The organism is Campylobacter concisus, from assembly GCF_002165815.1.
GTDB classification, from domain to species: Bacteria; Campylobacterota; Campylobacteria; order Campylobacterales; family Campylobacteraceae; genus Campylobacter_A; species Campylobacter_A concisus_BH.
The window spans coordinates 413590-429954 of sequence record NZ_NDYN01000001.1 but is presented as its reverse complement, the minus strand read 5'-3'; the positions used below and the strand labels follow the sequence as shown (position 1 = coordinate 429954).

Sequence of the window (16365 nt, the reverse complement as noted above, 5' to 3'; positions counted from 1 at the left end):
TGCTCCTAGATTAAAATTTTGCCTAGATCATCTTTGATGAGCGGGTAGAGCTCGCTTAACTCAGGGCCGTGTAGGTCGTTTGTAAGCAGCGCACGTAGTGGCATAAAAAAGTTTTTGCCTTTTAAATTTGTAGCGCTCATAAGCTCTTTTTTAAACTCATCAAATGTTTCGCACGCTTTTAAATTACGAGCTGCTTTTTTTATGATCTCAAATTCGTTTTTATACTCATCTGGAGCTATTTTTGGTGAGTATATAGCCTCTACTTTTGCCTTTATCTCAGGCACTAGTGAGCTTTCTTGAGTGTAAAATTTAACTAACTCAACCTTGCTCTCATCCACGCCAAAGATCTCTTTTATGCGCTCTTTTGAGGCAAGTTTGATGTGTTCTCTATTTATCTGCTCAAGTTTTTTCACATCAAATCTAGCGGGCGAGCGTGAAATTTTGGTTATATCAAACCACTTCACTGCCTCTTCAATGGTAAAAATTTCAGTTGGAGTTTTGTTGCCAAGAAGTATCAGATAGTTTGCGATCGCCTCAGGTAAAAATCCCTGCTCAAAGAGCCATTTTACGCTTGATTCGTTCTCGCGTTTGCTCATTTTTTTGCCCTCTATATTTAAAAGGATAGGCAAATGCGCGTAGTTCATCTTGCCAGTGTAGCCAAGGCCCTCGCGTATGAGGTCTTGCTTTGGTGTGTTGCTCACGTGATCCTCGCCGCGTATGACAAATGTGACACCCTCAAGCATATCATCAACCGCGCATGCGAAGTTATAAGTTGGAGTTTTGTCTGCTCTCATGATGACAAAGCTATCAACGGCCTCTGGCTCGAAGCTTAGCTCGCCTTTGATGGCGTCTGTAAAGCTCATCGTGCCAGTTGGCTTTTTCATGCGGATGACAAATGGCTTTTCGCAGTTTAAAACTTCAGCGTCGCTTAGTCGCTCGCAGGTGCCGTCATATCTATATGCCACGCCTTGCTCTTTTGCTTTTTGTTTTTTTGCTTCGAGCTCTTCTTCGGTGCAAAAGCAGGCAAAGGCCTTTTTGTCGATAAGAAGCTTTGATGCAAGCTGTCTGTGGAATTTTAAATTTTCACTTTGGATGTAAATTTGCTCTGGTTTTATGCCAAATTTGCTTAAAATTTCTAAGATATCTTTCTCTTTTCCTTCGATATTTCGCTCTTTGTCGGTATCTTCTATGCGTAAAATAAAACCACTTTTATCTTGCAAAGAACAAATATAGTTGAAAATAGCAGCACGTAAATTTCCTATGTGCATATCTCCTGTTGGAGAGGGTGCAAAACGATACATAAGCTCATTCCTTACGTTAAATTTGAAGTTTGGATTATAACACTAGCTTGATAAATTTAAAGTTATGTAATTTTAAATTTTTAGGCTAAGCAAAGCATATTTTTTATAAAATCGGCACGAAAATTTAACTATTTATAGGAGAAAACAATGAGTTTTATAAGCGAATTTAAAGAATTTGCAATGCGCGGAAATGTCATAGATATGGCAGTGGGTGTTGTTATCGGTGGAGCATTTGGAAAGATTGTCTCATCACTGGTTGGTGATATTATCATGCCAGTAGTTGGCGCTATAACAGGCGGTGTAAATTTCACTGATCTTAAGCTAACACTAAAAGAAGCAGCAGAAGGTGCGCCAGCTGTTACGATAAACTATGGCTCATTTATACAAACAATGGTTGATTTTTTAATCATTGCATTTTGTATCTTTTGCGTCATCAAAGCTTTAAATACACTTAAAAATAAACTACCAAAAAAAGAAGAGGCAGCTCCTGCAGAGCCTGAAACTCCAGCTGATATAGCACTTCTTACTGAGATCAGAGATCTTCTTAAAAAATAAATTCTTAAATCAAAGGGAGAAAGCTCCCTTTGAAATCCGTTAAATTTTGTCCTATTTTTTATGCTAAAATGCTTTTTCATCTTAAAAGCGAGTGAAATATGATAGAACAAATCCCATTTTTTCAAGGTCTTAGCGCCGAGGACCTAGCCAAACTTGAAGCAATAAGTGTTGTTAAAAAATACAAAAAAGGCGAGTTTTTATTTATAGAGGGCGAGGAGCCAAAGTGGCTTACATTTTTGATAACTGGCTCGGTTAAGCTTTATAAAACTACGGCAAATGGCAAGGAAATTTTTATCCATCAGCTTGCACCTATGAATTTTGTAGCTGAAGTCGTAAATTTTGAAAATATCCCTTATCCAGCAAGTGCCATTTTTACTATCTCTGGCGAGGTTTTAAAGATAAATTATGAAAAATTTGAAACACAATTTTTAACAAAGCCAGAAATTTGCATGAAATTTCTAAAATCAATGGCTCAAAAGATAAGAATAACTACAAATTTACTCCACCAAGAACTAATACTAAGCTCCGAAGAGAAGGTGGCTAGGTTCATTTTAAATCACGAAGATCTATTTAATGAACTAAAACATACAAAAATTTCATCAATACTCAATATGACTCCAGAAACTTTTTCGAGAATTTTAAATAAATTTAAAACAAATGGTTTGGTCAAACTTGATGAGAAGAACCAAATTTTGGAAAAAGATGTAGGTGGGTTACAAGAAATTTATTCTTATTGAAAGTTAATATCAAATAAATATTTTCATTTACTTAAAGAAAAAATTTATATTTTTTTGGATAACATTCACCTAAAATTTTCGTAAAAATTCACGATATATTGATAAATTCAGGAGGAAAATTTGGCTGAAGTTAAGAAGAAATTTTTTGTTTGGTCATCTGTGATAATAGGCATCGTAATCGGCCTTATCGCTTCTATGGGCATAGCTGATGCACTTCATGCGACTGGTAGCGGCTACATCTGTACCATTTGTCACACGATGGATCCTATGAATGCTGCATATCATGAAGATGTACACGGCGGCAATAACAAGCTTGGCATAAAAGCTGAATGTTCAGCCTGTCACCTAAACCATACAAGTGCCTATACCTATGTACTTACAAAACTTAAAGTATCGATAAATGATGGCTATAAGACATTTTTTACAGATACAGACAAGATCGACTGGCGTAAAAAACGCGAGCATGCATCTCACTTTGTCTATGATAGTGGATGTTTGACTTGTCACTCAAATTTAAAAAATGTTATTCAAGCTGGTAAATCATTCTTGCCACATAGAGATTATTTCGTTCTTGGAAATCCTAATAAGAAATCATGTGTTGACTGCCATGAGCATGTTGGTCACAAGAATTTAGGGCTACAAATCGATAAATTTGAAGCAATTAAAAAACAAGAAAACAATAAAACCAAGTAAGGAGGAGAGATGTTTAAAAAGTCGCTAATGTTATTAGCCTGTCTAATGTCTTTTGGCTTTGCCGCAAACATGGATGCAAATAAATCTGACGCTTTAAACCTTAATGTTGTAAAAAACATTAAAGTTGCTCACAAAATGTCAGACTTATCAAAAAGCTGTGTTGAGTGCCACGCTAAAGAGACACCCGGCATAGTTGCCGATTGGAAAAATAGTCGCCACGCTCACGTTGGCGTAAGTTGTATGGATTGCCACTCTGTAAATGCAGATAATCCTATGGCTTCAGTTAAGGTGCATCCAAAAGATTCTAACAACCACGTTTCAATGCTAGTTAGCCCAAAAACTTGTGCTAAGTGCCACGAGAATGAGGTTGAAGAATTTACTAAGAGTGGTCACGCAAGAGGCGGTATGCAAATGTATGCTAACCCTGCGATGGTAAAACTAATGTATCACTACGAAGGTATGGATCATCCAGAATACAAAATGGCTCCAGACATTACTGGTTGTACACAGTGCCACGGTACAGTTATTAAACTTGATGCTAATCACAAACCACTTCCAGAGTCATGGCCTAACTATGGTATAGCTAACGTTTATCCTGATGGTGGTGTAGGCGGATGTAAATCATGCCACAGCGCACACACATTTAGTATAGCTGAAGCTAGAAAACCAGCTGCTTGTGCATCTTGCCACCTTGGACCTGATCACCCAGATATTGAGATCTTTAACAACTCAATGCACGGACATATCTACAACAGCGAAGCTCATAAATGGAACTTTGATGCCGCTCCTGACACATGGGATGTACCAGACTTTAGAGCTCCAACTTGCGCAGCTTGCCATATGAGTGGTATTGGTGAGACAACAACAACTCACAACGTTTCAAGAAGACTAAAATGGAACCTATGGGGCATAAGCAGTAAGCTAAGAACAGCTGGTGATGAACAAGCTGTTACTATTTACGAAAAAACTGGCAAACTAAACATTGGAACACCTCTAGCAGGTCACCCAAGTGGCGATCCTGAAAAAGCACGTGCTGAGATGAAACTAGTTTGTAAAGCTTGCCATACATCAACTCACACAGATAACTTCTTCATTATGGGTGATAAACAAGTAGAGCTTTATAACGTTTATAACGCTGAAGCAACTAAGATGCTTGAAGAGTTGAAAGCTAAAAACTTACTACTTGCAGATGCTTGGGAAGATGAATTCCAAGATATCTACTATCATATGTGGCACCATGAAGGCCGTCGTATGAGACAAGGCGCTCTAATGGGTGGTCCTGACTACTCACACTGGCATGGTGTATTCGAAGTTAAAAATGATATAAGAAAACTTCGCGAGATCTATAAACAAAGAATTGAGACTGGTAAAGTTAAATAATTCTTTATAAAGGTGGGAATTTTCCCACCTTTTTATTTTTAAATTCCAAAATTTTATCTTTTAGTTATTATCCTAAAACAAATACCTTTTAATAATTATTTTTGTAAATTTAAATTATAAAATCATACGGTTTAGTACTACAAATTGTTCTAAATAATTAATAAAATTTATAATGTAAATTTAAAAATATAAAATATAATCTTTGTTTTCAAGGAGATATTTTGGGACTTTTTCGGATCATTATTGGTGCATTTGTCTTTAGTGTTCTTACAAATTTATATTCATACAAACGTTTTATCAAAAAGGTATCTTTTTTCACGCCGCATCTTAAAAAAATTCGTATATTTTTCTATATTATTAGTGTGCTTGAGTTTATATTTGTTCTTCAACTAAGATTTTCTTTTTTAAATATAGAACTCTACCTGATAGCAGGAACGCTCATTGGTTTTTCTCTATTTCTATTTGGTGTTAGTTTGTTTTATGATGCTGTTAGATCCATTTGCTCAAAAGCTCATTTTAATCCCACAAGACGAAAATTTATTAAATTTTGCTTTGATGTGACATTTGTCATTTTTGTAGTTGCTTGCTTTTTGAAAGGAATTTTTAACGCACTTACTCCGCCAAAGATCAGACAAGTTAGTATAAAAATAAAAAATTTACAAAGTGATCTAAAAATAGCCATGATAACTGATGTGCATATAGGCGAGTTTTTGCAAAAGGACTTTGTTGCTGAGCTTGTAAAAGAGATAAATTTGGCTAGACCAGACCTAGTGGTGATAGTTGGCGACTTGGTCGATATGAGAGCTGAACTTATAGGGGATTTTTTAGATCCATTAAAAAATCTTAAAAGCACCTATGGCACCTTTTATGTCCCTGGCAATCACGAATACTACCACGGAGTTGATGGGATACTAGAAAAAATTCGCGCTCTTGGCATTAGGATACTTGGCAATAAAAATGAAAAAATAGCTGGTATAAATTTGGCAGGAGTCTATGATCTAGCTGGCATAAGATTTAAAAATTTAGAGCCAAATTTAGACGAAGCGCTAGCAGGATGTGACCCAAATTTGCCTACCATCCTACTCTCTCATCAGCCAAAATTTATAAAAACTATGCAAAAAGATGTCGATCTAGTGCTTTGCGGGCACACGCACGCTGGACAAATTTTCCCTTTTAGTATCCTAGTTTTGCTGGATCAAGGTTTTTTACATGGGCTTTATAAGATTAATGATAAAATGCAAGCTTATGTTAGTAGTGGTGCAGGATTTTGGGGACCTCCGGTTAGGATATTTGCTCCTAGTGAGATCGCTATTTTAAATTTAAGCAAGGACTAAAATGAACAAGGACAATCTCTTTTCTCAAATTTTTGGCAAGGTTGCAAAAATAAACTTTTTCAAGCCGCTTCAAGAGCTTATCAACTCCTTTTATGTAAAGCTATTTAAGATCGATATGAGCGAGTTTAAGCCAGCAAGTGAGTATAAAAATTTAAACAAACTTTTCACCAGAGAGCTTTTGAAGCCAAGAGAATTTGACGCAGCAGATGAGATATTTATAAGTCCTGTTGATGGTACCTGCCTTAGTTTTGGCACCACGAAAGAGCTAGAAGCTTTTAGTATAAAAGGCATGAGCTACGGCGTGAAGGAGCTTTTGGGGCAGGGCGAGCTTGAGGGCGAGTATGACTTTGCTAACATCTATCTTAGCCCAAAAGACTATCATCACTATCATGCACCTTGTGATATTACGATAAAAAAAGCGGTCTATATCCCTGGCAAGCTTTACAGTGTGGCGGTAAAATGGCTTGGCAAGGTCGATAGCCTTTATACCAAAAACGAGCGTGTGGCGCTACTTTGTGAGATGAAAAATGGCAAAAAACTTTGGCTAGTTTTTGTGGGTGCGCTAAACGTTGGCAAGATGAAATTTTGCTTTGATGAACGCATCCAGACAAATGCGATGGCAAATTTTACACAAATTTATGAGTATGAAAATTTACACATCAAAAAGGGCGAGCGTCTTGGAAATTTCGAGCTTGGCTCAACCATCGTCATACTTAGCGAAAAAGATGCGATCGAGTACAACCTCTTTGAAAACAAAGAGCTTAAATTTGCTGAAGCTATCGGTAGGATCAGAGAAATATAAATTTACAGCTAATTTTAAAAAACTTGGTTTGAACTTATTGATTAAAAACACTTGAGATTTTGTAAAAGTATATCAAATTAGAAAATATTCTTTGATGCTTGCATAATTTTTTAAGCGATATTTATAAGATTATGCAAAATGTTTTTAGCTCATAAATTTTCTATGACCGTCTAGGCATCTGTAAATTTACTATTTTACCTATATCTAATTGAAATTTTGTTGTGTAACTTTACTCTACATTTTTACTTTAAAATAAAAAAGGTATAAATTCAAGTGCTCATTTTTCGTCTTTAAATATCTTATTGAAAGCATCTATTTAAAAGAGCTAATTTTATATTTTGATTTTAGGATTAAAGCTGGCGTAAGATATTATCTACCAGCCAGCTTTGTTTATTTAAGAGGTTTTTACTCCCACTCGATAGTTGCAGGTGGCTTGCTTGAGATGTCATAAACTACGCGGTTTATGCCATTTACCTCGTTTATGATGCGGCGACTTACGTTTTCAAGCAGGTCATAAGGCAGCCTTGAAAAGCTTGCAGTCATACCATCGCTTGCGTCTACCACGCGCACGCAAACAGCGTTTTCGTAGGTGCGGTTATCACCCATAACGCCAACAGAATTTACATTTAAAAGCACACAAAATGCCTGCCAAGTTTTGTTATACCAGCCACTACTTTTTAGCTCATCGCGCAAGATCACGTCAGCTTTACGAAGCAGCTCTAGGCTTGGTTTATTTACCTCGCCCATGATGCGGATAGCAAGGCCAGGTCCAGGGAAAGGATGGCGGAAAACTAGCTCACGACTTAGTCCAAGCTCAAGTCCTAGCTTTCTGACCTCGTCTTTAAAAATTTCTCTTAAAGGCTCTATTAGCTCAAATGTCATCCAATCAGGCAAGCCGCCAACGTTGTGGTGGCTCTTTATAGTCTTGCTTGAGCCAACGACTGAGCTTTCGATGATGTCAGTATAAAGAGTGCCTTGAGCTAGAAATTTCACATCGCCATGCTTCTTAGCCTCTTTTTCAAAAATTTCTATAAATGTCTCGCCTATGATCTTGCGTTTTTTCTCAGGATCAACGACACCAGCCAAGCGACCAAGAAAGATCTCGCTCGCATCTATACTAACTAGCTCAACGCCAAGCTTGGTCCTAAATGTAGCTTCAACTTGCTCTTTTTCGTTTGTTCTAAGAAGTCCGTTATCGACAAAAACAAGGATCAAATTTTCAGGCACAGCAGCTGCCAAAAGCGCTGCAGTCACAGAGCTATCCACGCCACCGCTAACTGCGCAAAGCACCTTGTGAGTGCCCACTGTTTTTCTGATCTCTTCTATCTTGTTTTTAGCGAAGCTTCCCATGTTCCATGTGCTCTCGCAGCCACAGATATATTTAGCAAAATTCTTTAAAATTTGCGTGCCATACTCGCTGTGCTGCACCTCTGCGTGAAACTGGATCGCATAAAATTTACGCTTATCATCACCAAAAGCGCAATAAGGCGAATTTTCGCTGACCGCAATCGCCTCAAAGCCCTTTGGCAGGTCTTTTACATAGTCGCTATGGCTCATCCATACGATTTGTTTTGAAGGTGTATCTTTAAAAAGATCGTGCTCTTTTATGACGCTAAGTTCAGCCTTACCGTACTCTTTGTGATCAGCGGCTAAAACCTCAGCACCATGTGTGTGAGCAAGTAGCTGCATGCCGTAGCAAACGCCAAGTATAGGGATGTTTAGCTCAAAGACGCCGTTATCGCAAAAGTAGGCATCTTTAGCATAAACGCTAGCTGGACCACCACTTAAAATGATACCTTTTGGATCTTTCGCCTTTATGTCGCTTAGTTTTGCGTTAAATGGCAAAATTTCAGTATAAACTCCTTCTTCTCTTAGCCTTCTAGCTATTAGCTGAGTATACTGCGAACCAAAGTCCAAAACTATAATCGTATTGTTCATTTATAACCTTTTAAAAGTAGATGTGAAAAATTTCAAACTGCACATACCAAACAATGAGTGATACGATGTATCCTAAAACTACCATCCATGCATATTTCATATGCGCACCAAAGGTATAAATTCCTTTTAATTTACCCATTACTCCAACGCCAGCTGCTGAGCCAAAGCTGATCATCGAACCACCGATACCAGCTGTAAGTGTCACTAGTAGCCACTGACTCATAGCCTCGCCCGCATCAGCTCCCATGACCGGATTTGCTTTTAGCACAGCTGACATAACAGGGACGTTATCAACGACTGCTGAGAGGAAGCCAACTCCGATATTTACAGGTGTTGAGCCAAATTTATCATAAAGCGACACAGCGTAATTTAAAAATCCAGCAAAGTGAAGAGCACCAACTGCAGCTAAAATTCCAAAGAAGAAAAATAGTGTGTTATTTTCGATCTTTGACATATAATGAAAGACGTTCATAGGCTCTTCATCTTTGTGAACTTTTTTGAAATAATATGTATAAAGGCTAAGCAGTGAGAAGCCAAACATCATGCCCCACATCGCTGGTAAGTGAAATAACTGGTGCATCATAACTGCACAAAAGATAGTAAATGCACCTATGAAGATAACCGCTTTACCGCCCTTTTTCATAACCACTTTTGGCTCATTTGCCACGTCAAAATGAGGCGCAGTATTTGGCACGATGCGTGAAAGTAAAAACGCTGTCACAAACCAGCCGATAAATGAAGCTGGGAAAAGTGCGAAAAAGTCTAAAAATGGTGACTTGCCAGCTGCCCAAACCATAAGTGTAGTGATATCGCCAAATGGACTCCACGCTCCGCCTGCATTTGCTGCTACGACGATGTTTATCGCACCTGCGACTAGGAAATTTGTATTATTTCTGTCTATCGTTAAAAGAACGGTTGATAGGATAAGCGCTGTTGTTAGGTTATCAGCCACTGGGCTAATGAAAAACGCCAAAATACCAGTTAGCCAAAATAGCTTTCTGTAAGTGTAGCCTTTTGAAACTAGGTTGTATTTAAGTGCGTTAAATACATCTCTTTCAACAAGTGCCTCGATAAATGTCATCGCTACCATTAAGAAAAAGACGATCTGAGCTATCTCTAGGATCAGGTGATTTACCTCGTGCTCTAGCGAATGCACATCCATGCCATTTATAAGCATATAAACGCCGATAAGTAGGAACATAAAAGTGCCGATAAAAATGGCAGGTTTTGCCTTGTCGATGTGAAAATTCTCTTCTGCTGCTATGAAAAAATATCCAACAACAAAAATGATAAGCGATAAAATTCCCGCCCATGTAGTAGTTAAGTCAATAGCCGCAGCTTCTCCGTCAGCACCAAAGGCTAAAGCAAAAAACAAACTTAGAAGTCCAAATAACCTCATATACTCTCCTTGTAAGATAAAAATTTGCGTATTTTACTTAAATGAGCCTAAAATTTAGGTTAGTTAAATTTATTAAGCTTGCATTACATTTTTATCTTACGCGAAATTTAAGATCAAATTTTATTGATCTTGTCAGTTTTTTTCTCTTTCACAGGCGCATCGCCATAAAATGGATCGTCCTTGTAGCCGCAGCCACTAAGTGCAAAAAGAGCGAAAATTAAAATAAAAGATGATAAGATTGCCTTATGAAAGACGCCAAATTTATGATAGATACTATCCACGAAAATCCTTTGTATAAAGAAAAATTAAGCATGGCAGACGAGTGCCAAGAGCTTCTTCGCCTCATGGGTAAAGCAAAGCGATTTTATATAGCTTTTTGCTATGTTAGAGAAGGCATTTTAACCTTCGTTCTCACTCATCCCTCAGGGCTTTTGGAGCTTAGACGTGATAGTAGTATAAATGATATAAAAGGGTTATTAAAAACCTTTTGCAAATTTAATAAAAATAGCATTTTTGCAAGCGTCATCGAGCCAAAACCTCTTAATGAGATCAACTATATAAAAAACAAAAAAGAGGAAAATATAAGATTTATCGTGAGCAAATATCTAAAATTTTTCACGCCACAACCTACGCAAAGGTCAAATTTCATCACGCCAGCTAGCAAGGGCGAGTTTAAAAATTTAGCCACAAATGAGCAAATTTATAAGAAATTTGAAGAGCTAAGAGAAATTTTGCTAAAGAAAAATGAGCAGGCAAGATGCTAATAGACGAGATAAGAACGCTTCCAAACGAGCCTGGCGTATATCAGTATTTTGACGCTCAAAACAGACTTTTATATGTCGGCAAGGCCAAAATTTTAAAAAACAGGGTCAAAAGCTACTTTAAATTTACCCCAAGCTTAGCTCCAGCTGAAAAGCTAAGCCCAAGAATTTCAAAGATGATAGGCGAGGCCGTGCATCTTGAATACATCGTCACGCCAAGCGAGGCAGACGCGCTTATCTTAGAAAATTCCTTCATCAAGCAGCTTAAGCCAAAATACAACATCTTGCTTCGTGACGACAAGACCTACCCTTATATCTTTATAAATTTAAACGACGAATTTCCGAGATTTGAGATCACTAGAAAGGTGGTAAAAGGCTCAAATATACGTTATTTTGGGCCATATTTTAGTGGAGCTGGCGAACTACTTGAGGCGCTTTATCTAAATTTCAACCTAGTTCAGAAAAAGTCTTGCATCAAAGGCAAAAAAGCCTGCCTATTTTACCAGCTAAAACGCTGCTACGCCCCGTGCGAGGGTAAAATTTCAAAAGAGAGCTACGCCAAAATAGTTGCCGATGCCACAGCCGCTTTGCAAAATCCAAATTTGTTAATCGCTCGCCTTGAAGAGCTCATGCTAAACTACGCCAAGGCCGAAGACTACGAGCAAGCAGCCGCGACTAGAGATAAGATGCAAACGCTTAAAAATATGCAAACAAAGGTCGAGGTTGATCTTGCTAAGCTTGAGGACTTTGAGGCCTACTCAGTCGCTTGCGTGCATGATATGATCTGCGCGGTGAGATTTAGCGTGCAAAGTGGCAAGATAACAGGCGTAAAAACCGATATCACGCAGGCTAAAAACGCTCAAAAAGATGAGATAAACGAGGCTTATAAGCAGGCCATTTTAAAAAGCTTTATCGCTGGTCAGCCAATAATCAGCACCAAAATTTACGTCAATGAAAACTTTGAAGATAGCGAGCTGGTGGAGGAAATTTTAAACGAGAGATTTGGACGTAAATTTAGCATCACTTGCCCAAAAATAGGCGACAAGCGTAAAATTTGCGAGATCGCTACAAAAAACGCTGAAGTTAGCATCGAAAAATATCTAAAAACGCACGATAATGAGCTACTAAACGAGATAAAAGAGTACTTTAATCTAGCTCACACGCCTTACGTGGTCGAAGCCTACGACAACTCACACCTTTTTGGCGAGGCAAGTGTCGGGGCGATGGTGCGCTATGAGCATGGCGAGTGGGCGAAGCAAAACTACCGCCATATGCACCTAAGCTCTAAAAACGACTACGATCAGATGAGAGAGAGCCTCACTGCTAGAGCGCTTAGGTTTGATAAGCTTAGTCCGCCTGATCTTTGGGTCATTGACGGTGGCGAGGCGCTTTTAAATTTAGCCTGTGAAATTTTAGCAAGTAGCGGGGCAAACGTCGATGTGATCGCTATCTCAAAAGAAAAAATAGACGCCAAAGCTCACCGCGCAAAGGGCGAGGCAAAAGATAAAATTTATACAAAAAATGGCAGCTTTAGCCTAAGCACGAGCGATAAAAAGCTGCAGTTTTTCCAAAAGATGCGCGATGAGAGCCATAGATTTGTCATCAGTTTTCACAGAAAAACAAGGCAGAAAAACGATATGCAAAGATCAGTGCTAAGACAAGCTGGCGTTTCTGAGGGCAGTATCGCGAAATTAATCAGCTTTTACGGAAGTTTTGATAAAATCAGCGAAGCAAATTTAGACGAAGTGGCAAAAATAACAAACAAAAGCGTAGCAGCAAAGCTTTTAACGCTCAAAGAAGGAAATTTGAAGTGATAATATACGACAAAAACGGTCAAATTTTAGCGATGGGAGATATCTCTCTTGGTCTGCTTGAATTTAAAGATATAAGGGAGTTTTTAAGCGAGCATAAAGACATTGACGAGCTAGTTTTAGACTACAAAGAGTCTGGAGTTTTTATAGATTATCTAGCTAAAAGACCAAATTTAAGAGTAAATTTAAAGACCAAAAACGGCAAAATTTTAAATGCGACGCTTAAATTTTCAAAGATCAGCTCAGTAAAAAATGAAGAGTATTTTGAGCTTTTAATCCTCGATCAAACAGAAATTTACAGCCAAAACCAGCAAGCTGCGATAAAAGCAAAGACCAAACTTCGCTTGCCAAATTTAAAGGTCGATGAAAAAGAGCTTTTGGATAAAGAAGAAGAGGTCTTAAACGAGAGCTGGTTTAGCGAAACGGCTAGCTTTTTAAATTTAAGCAAAAGCGAGTTTGCGACCTATCTTGGTATATTTTTAAGCAAGGCCAAAGACAAGATGATCTTTATCCAAAGTGCGGTGCAAGCGCGAGATACTAAATTTTTAGAAGAGAGCATAAAGATATTAAAAGAGCCAGCGCTAAATTTAAAGATCACTCCGCTTGTGGCAAATTTCGATGCACTACTTACCAGACCAAACAAGATTAAAAAGATCACTCAGATAAACGAAAGACTAAGCGAAATAAGCACGCTTTGCAATAAATTTTCAAAAAGGCTTGGCAATGAGGGTTAGTAAATTTTTAGTTCTTTTGCCGATATTTTTGGCGGCTTTGGCTTGCTTTTACAATGGCGCACTTTACTTTGATAAATTTAGGATCTCTTATGGCATAAATAGTGAGGTAAAAAGAGAAAGTTTGATAAGAAAAACCTTAGATGCGATCGTTTCAGAAAGAATAGCTTACGAAAGATACAGCCAAACTAGGTCGCCACAAGACGAGACGGCTTTAAGAGAGGCAAATGCTGCTAAGAATTTGTTTGTAAAAAGTTTATCAAACAGCCTTTCTAACACACCAGATGACACGAGAATGAGAGATAGGCTAAATGAAGTTTTAAAAAACGCAAATGCAAGTTGGGAGAGCTCTAATCTCTCGTTTCTTAGCTTTGTTGAGTTAGCAAATTCTGCTGTTGAAAGTGGGCAAATTTTATTTAGAGATGTTGCTTTAGACATTGATATCAAGCGTCATATACTCTCTTTACTTAGAACCTATGAGCTGCTTCAAAACGTAAATACCACAAAAGAGCACATCTTGGCCGTGCTTATGGGTAAAGAAAAAATTACCGAAAGTTCGCTAAAACAATCTCTAGATAGCCTTAAATACAACGATATAAATGCAAATTTACTCCCAAATGGCGACATAAAAGACAACATAATAAGAGATATAGATAGGCTTGATAATATAGAGATCTCTCAGGGCTATGACGAGATCCGCCTTAAGCTAAAGCTAAAAAATGAGCTAACACGTGATGAAATTTTGCAGATATATACCTTTGAAAGCAATAGAGCCAAGCTCTTTAGCAAGATAGCAAATGTCTTAAGTGACGAGCTAAAGAGACTAAATGATAACTTTAGAGTAAAGGTGCTTAGTCTAACATTTTTGATGTTTTTTCTATCGCTTTGGCTATTTTACGCTGGCTATAAAACATATATCTGGCTAAAAGCTCTAGAAAATTTAAACAAAAAAATGAGGCTTGTAAGAGATGAGGTTTTAAAAAGAGGCGATAGAAATCCACAAAATTTAATAGAAAATTTCATCGCGCTATATAAAGAGCTACTTCAAAAATATGAGCAAGAAAGAAGCTTTGCAGCGATAAAAGATAGGCTGCTAGTTAGGCTAAATAAGAAATTTTACCTCTCAAAAGAGCAAATTTTAAGCTCGGTTGCTACGCTAAAAAAAGATGAAAACGTGGTAAAAAATGAGCTTGTTTTTGAAAATTTAGAAAAAAATAGCCAGATAATCGCGATAAATTACAGCAATATAAAAGGCTTGCTTGATAGTAGAAATGGCGAAGTTGGACTAAATTTAAAGCCATTTAACCCACAAATTTTATTTTCAAACATACTTGAAGCGCAGATACCTTTTACGCAAGAGAAAAAGCTAAATTTCTTAACCTATCTTGACGCAAACATTAGCGACGAGCTAGAGGGCGATAGCGAGAAGATAAGCGTCGTCTTTGGCTCCATCATGCAAGCTGTCGTGACAAAATGCGATAAATTTGCCAACTTGATAGTAGAGATAAAAAATGTCAGCGACGCCCTTAGCCAAAGTGGTCTTTTGCTAATCGAAACAAAGATAAGGACAAATCAAATTTTCATAAATGAAGAGCAGATAAAAGCTTTAAACGCAGAAGATGAAAATGAGATAAATGATGAAGAGAGCGAGTTTTATCTAAGACTTGCTAGCTTTTATCTAAAGCTTTTTAACTCAAGCCTTGACATAAGCACGCTTGGCGGAGCTGGTAATGAGTTTAAATTTATCCTTAGTCTAAAAAAGGTGCAAAAACTGCAAAATTTCAGCCTAAATCACGAGCTAAGGATCGCGTATCTGCCTGATATAAATGCAAAATATAATGAATTTTTTGCAGCCACTTTAGAAGATATGGGGCTTAGGTTTCAAAATATCATCTCAAACAACCAAGCACTAGCGAAAAACTACGACATCGTCTTTGCAAGGCAAAGTGCTAGTAAAAATATAAATATAAAAAATGTGGTCTTGTTAAAAGATCCGCTCACGCCACTTAGCGTTGCAAGGCTTGTCTATATGGAGAAAAATAGGGGCGAGAGCTTGGCTGAAGAGAAGGTGCTCTTTTTGCTTTGCGACAAAAACCCACTTAGCCTTGAGATGTTTTCGCGCGCTTTTAGCTTCTTAGACTGCGAAGTCATAGGCGTTAGCAGCCATAAAGAGCTTAAGCAAGCACTGCTTTTAAATAGATTTAACGCAGTCTTTATCGATGCTTCATTTTTTGAAAATGGCGTGGCAAATTTCGTAAAAGAGATAAGATCGCTTCAAGAAGAGAAGCTAAATTTAGTCGCTGTGGTCTCAAATACCTCAAATATCCCTGAAAGAGAGCTGTTGCCAGCTTTTGATGAGAAGATCAGAAAGCCTTTTAGCAAAGATGAGCTAAATCAAATTTTGCCTAAATTTATAAAAAACTATAAGCCAAGTAAAGAAAATAGATACTTTAGCAAAAATGAAAATATAGTGATTTACAAGAGCACGAAGCTTGAAAATAAGATATTTGCTGGCGCTCTTGGCGAGTTTCAAAACACGCTTGAGGTCGCAAATAGCTTTAGCGAGTTTTTGATAAAGATAAAGACAAAACCTTGCTCGCTAGCGCTTGTGGATGAAACGGCAGAGGGCTTTGATATAAAAGAGCTTTTAGCTACAATATCTGAGCTTAGAGCTGGGCTAAAGCTAGATGCCAGAGTGCTTCTTTTTAGCAACAACTTAGAGCTTAAAAACCAAAAAGAGTATATAAAAATCCTATCTCCAAGCGTTAGCAAGATAGAGCTTACAAACTTCGTAAAATCAGAGCTTGGCGAGATAAATTCGACTCAAAATGAACTAAAGAATAACTTTAAGTTTATAAAATTTAAGGTTTGAGTTTTGAAGTAAAAATTTGAAGTGAAATTTAGACTCAAAAAGAGTCTAAAT

The 16365-nt window shown here is 37.6% G+C and carries 14 protein-coding genes; 10 read left to right on the top strand and 4 right to left on the bottom strand.

Annotated features, from left to right (window positions below):
* Positions 1-5: 5 nt before the first annotated feature.
* On the bottom strand, positions 6-1301 hold the full coding sequence (gltX, locus tag B9N65_RS02290) for a glutamate--tRNA ligase (protein ID WP_087582636.1): 1296 nt from the start codon (positions 1299-1301) through the stop codon (positions 6-8).
* Positions 1302-1448: 147 nt separating this feature from the next.
* Between gltX and mscL the strand changes: the two genes are divergently transcribed.
* From mscL to B9N65_RS02260, 6 genes are all read left to right on the top strand, one after another.
* On the top strand, positions 1449-1856 hold the full coding sequence (gene mscL / locus B9N65_RS02285) for a large-conductance mechanosensitive channel protein MscL (RefSeq protein WP_002940088.1): 408 nt from the start codon (positions 1449-1451) through the stop codon (positions 1854-1856).
* A gap of 98 nt (positions 1857-1954) precedes the next feature.
* Positions 1955-2593 carry a Crp/Fnr family transcriptional regulator gene (locus B9N65_RS02280; RefSeq protein ID WP_087582635.1) on the top strand — a complete coding sequence of 213 codons (639 nt, stop codon included), beginning with the start codon at positions 1955-1957 and terminating at the stop codon, positions 2591-2593.
* 120 nt (positions 2594-2713) lie between these two features.
* The gene (locus tag B9N65_RS02275) at positions 2714-3286 is read left to right on the top strand and encodes a cytochrome c3 family protein (protein WP_009294580.1); all 573 of its coding nucleotides are present in this window, start codon (positions 2714-2716) and stop codon (positions 3284-3286) included.
* 9 nt (positions 3287-3295) lie between these two features.
* The gene (locus B9N65_RS02270) at positions 3296-4666 is read left to right on the top strand and encodes a multiheme c-type cytochrome (RefSeq protein ID WP_087582634.1); all 1371 of its coding nucleotides are present in this window, start codon (positions 3296-3298) and stop codon (positions 4664-4666) included.
* A gap of 221 nt (positions 4667-4887) precedes the next feature.
* Complete coding sequence (locus B9N65_RS02265; protein ID WP_087582633.1) at positions 4888-6000, top strand: metallophosphoesterase; 1113 nt, start codon at positions 4888-4890, stop codon at positions 5998-6000.
* A 1-nt stretch (position 6001) separates the two neighbouring features.
* Positions 6002-6802 carry a phosphatidylserine decarboxylase gene (locus B9N65_RS02260; RefSeq protein WP_087582632.1) on the top strand — a complete coding sequence of 267 codons (801 nt, stop codon included), beginning with the start codon at positions 6002-6004 and terminating at the stop codon, positions 6800-6802.
* 405 nt (positions 6803-7207) lie between these two features.
* On the opposite strand, the gene guaA is transcribed toward B9N65_RS02260, so the two are convergent.
* The 3 genes from guaA to B9N65_RS10975 all read right to left on the bottom strand — a co-directional run bounded on the left by guaA (position 7208) and on the right by B9N65_RS10975 (position 10420).
* Complete coding sequence (gene guaA, locus B9N65_RS02255) at positions 7208-8740, bottom strand: glutamine-hydrolyzing GMP synthase (RefSeq protein WP_087582631.1); 1533 nt, start codon at positions 8738-8740, stop codon at positions 7208-7210.
* A 10-nt stretch (positions 8741-8750) separates the two neighbouring features.
* Entirely contained in the window at positions 8751-10139 is a 1389-nt protein-coding gene (gene nhaD / locus B9N65_RS02250; RefSeq protein ID WP_087582630.1) for a sodium:proton antiporter NhaD, read from the bottom strand.
* Between the two features lie 113 nt (positions 10140-10252).
* Positions 10253-10420: an LptM family lipoprotein gene (locus tag B9N65_RS10975; protein WP_012001408.1), complete on the bottom strand. Its 168-nt coding sequence runs from the start codon at positions 10418-10420 to the stop codon at positions 10253-10255.
* On the opposite strand from B9N65_RS10975, the gene B9N65_RS02245 reads away from it, so the two are divergent.
* From B9N65_RS02245 to B9N65_RS02230, 4 genes are read left to right on the top strand one after another with little or no spacing between them, the layout of a single operon-like run.
* The gene (locus B9N65_RS02245; RefSeq protein WP_180385113.1) at positions 10403-10903 is read left to right on the top strand and encodes a hypothetical protein; all 501 of its coding nucleotides are present in this window, start codon (positions 10403-10405) and stop codon (positions 10901-10903) included. The two genes, B9N65_RS10975 and B9N65_RS02245, sit on opposite strands and share 18 nt — an antisense overlap.
* On the top strand, positions 10897-12714 hold the full coding sequence (gene uvrC / locus B9N65_RS02240; protein WP_087582628.1) for an excinuclease ABC subunit UvrC: 1818 nt from the start codon (positions 10897-10899) through the stop codon (positions 12712-12714). The genes B9N65_RS02245 and uvrC overlap by 7 nt, the downstream gene beginning before the upstream one ends.
* On the top strand, positions 12711-13445 hold the full coding sequence (locus tag B9N65_RS02235; protein ID WP_087582627.1) for a hypothetical protein: 735 nt from the start codon (positions 12711-12713) through the stop codon (positions 13443-13445). The genes uvrC and B9N65_RS02235 overlap by 4 nt, the downstream gene beginning before the upstream one ends.
* Positions 13435-16314, top strand: coding sequence for a histidine kinase (locus tag B9N65_RS02230; protein ID WP_087582626.1), 2880 nt, complete (start codon positions 13435-13437; stop codon positions 16312-16314). Before B9N65_RS02235 ends, B9N65_RS02230 begins: the two co-directional genes overlap by 11 nt.
* Positions 16315-16365 lie beyond the last annotated feature (51 nt).

Coding starts and splice junctions, on each gene's coding strand:
- B9N65_RS02280 (WP_087582635.1), top strand. CDS start 1,955: ATGATAGAACAAATCCCATTTTTTCAAGGTCTTAGCGCCGAGGACCTA.
- uvrC (WP_087582628.1), top strand. CDS start 10,897: ATGCTAATAGACGAGATAAGAACGCTTCCAAACGAGCCTGGCGTATAT.
- guaA (WP_087582631.1), bottom strand. CDS start 8,740: ATGAACAATACGATTATAGTTTTGGACTTTGGTTCGCAGTATACTCAG.
- gltX (WP_087582636.1), bottom strand. CDS start 1,301: ATGTATCGTTTTGCACCCTCTCCAACAGGAGATATGCACATAGGAAAT.
- nhaD (WP_087582630.1), bottom strand. CDS start 10,139: ATGAGGTTATTTGGACTTCTAAGTTTGTTTTTTGCTTTAGCCTTTGGT.
- B9N65_RS02260 (WP_087582632.1), top strand. CDS start 6,002: ATGAACAAGGACAATCTCTTTTCTCAAATTTTTGGCAAGGTTGCAAAA.
- B9N65_RS02270 (WP_087582634.1), top strand. CDS start 3,296: ATGTTTAAAAAGTCGCTAATGTTATTAGCCTGTCTAATGTCTTTTGGC.
- mscL (WP_002940088.1), top strand. CDS start 1,449: ATGAGTTTTATAAGCGAATTTAAAGAATTTGCAATGCGCGGAAATGTC.
- B9N65_RS02230 (WP_087582626.1), top strand. CDS start 13,435: ATGAGGGTTAGTAAATTTTTAGTTCTTTTGCCGATATTTTTGGCGGCT.
- B9N65_RS02245 (WP_180385113.1), top strand. CDS start 10,403: ATGATAGATACTATCCACGAAAATCCTTTGTATAAAGAAAAATTAAGC.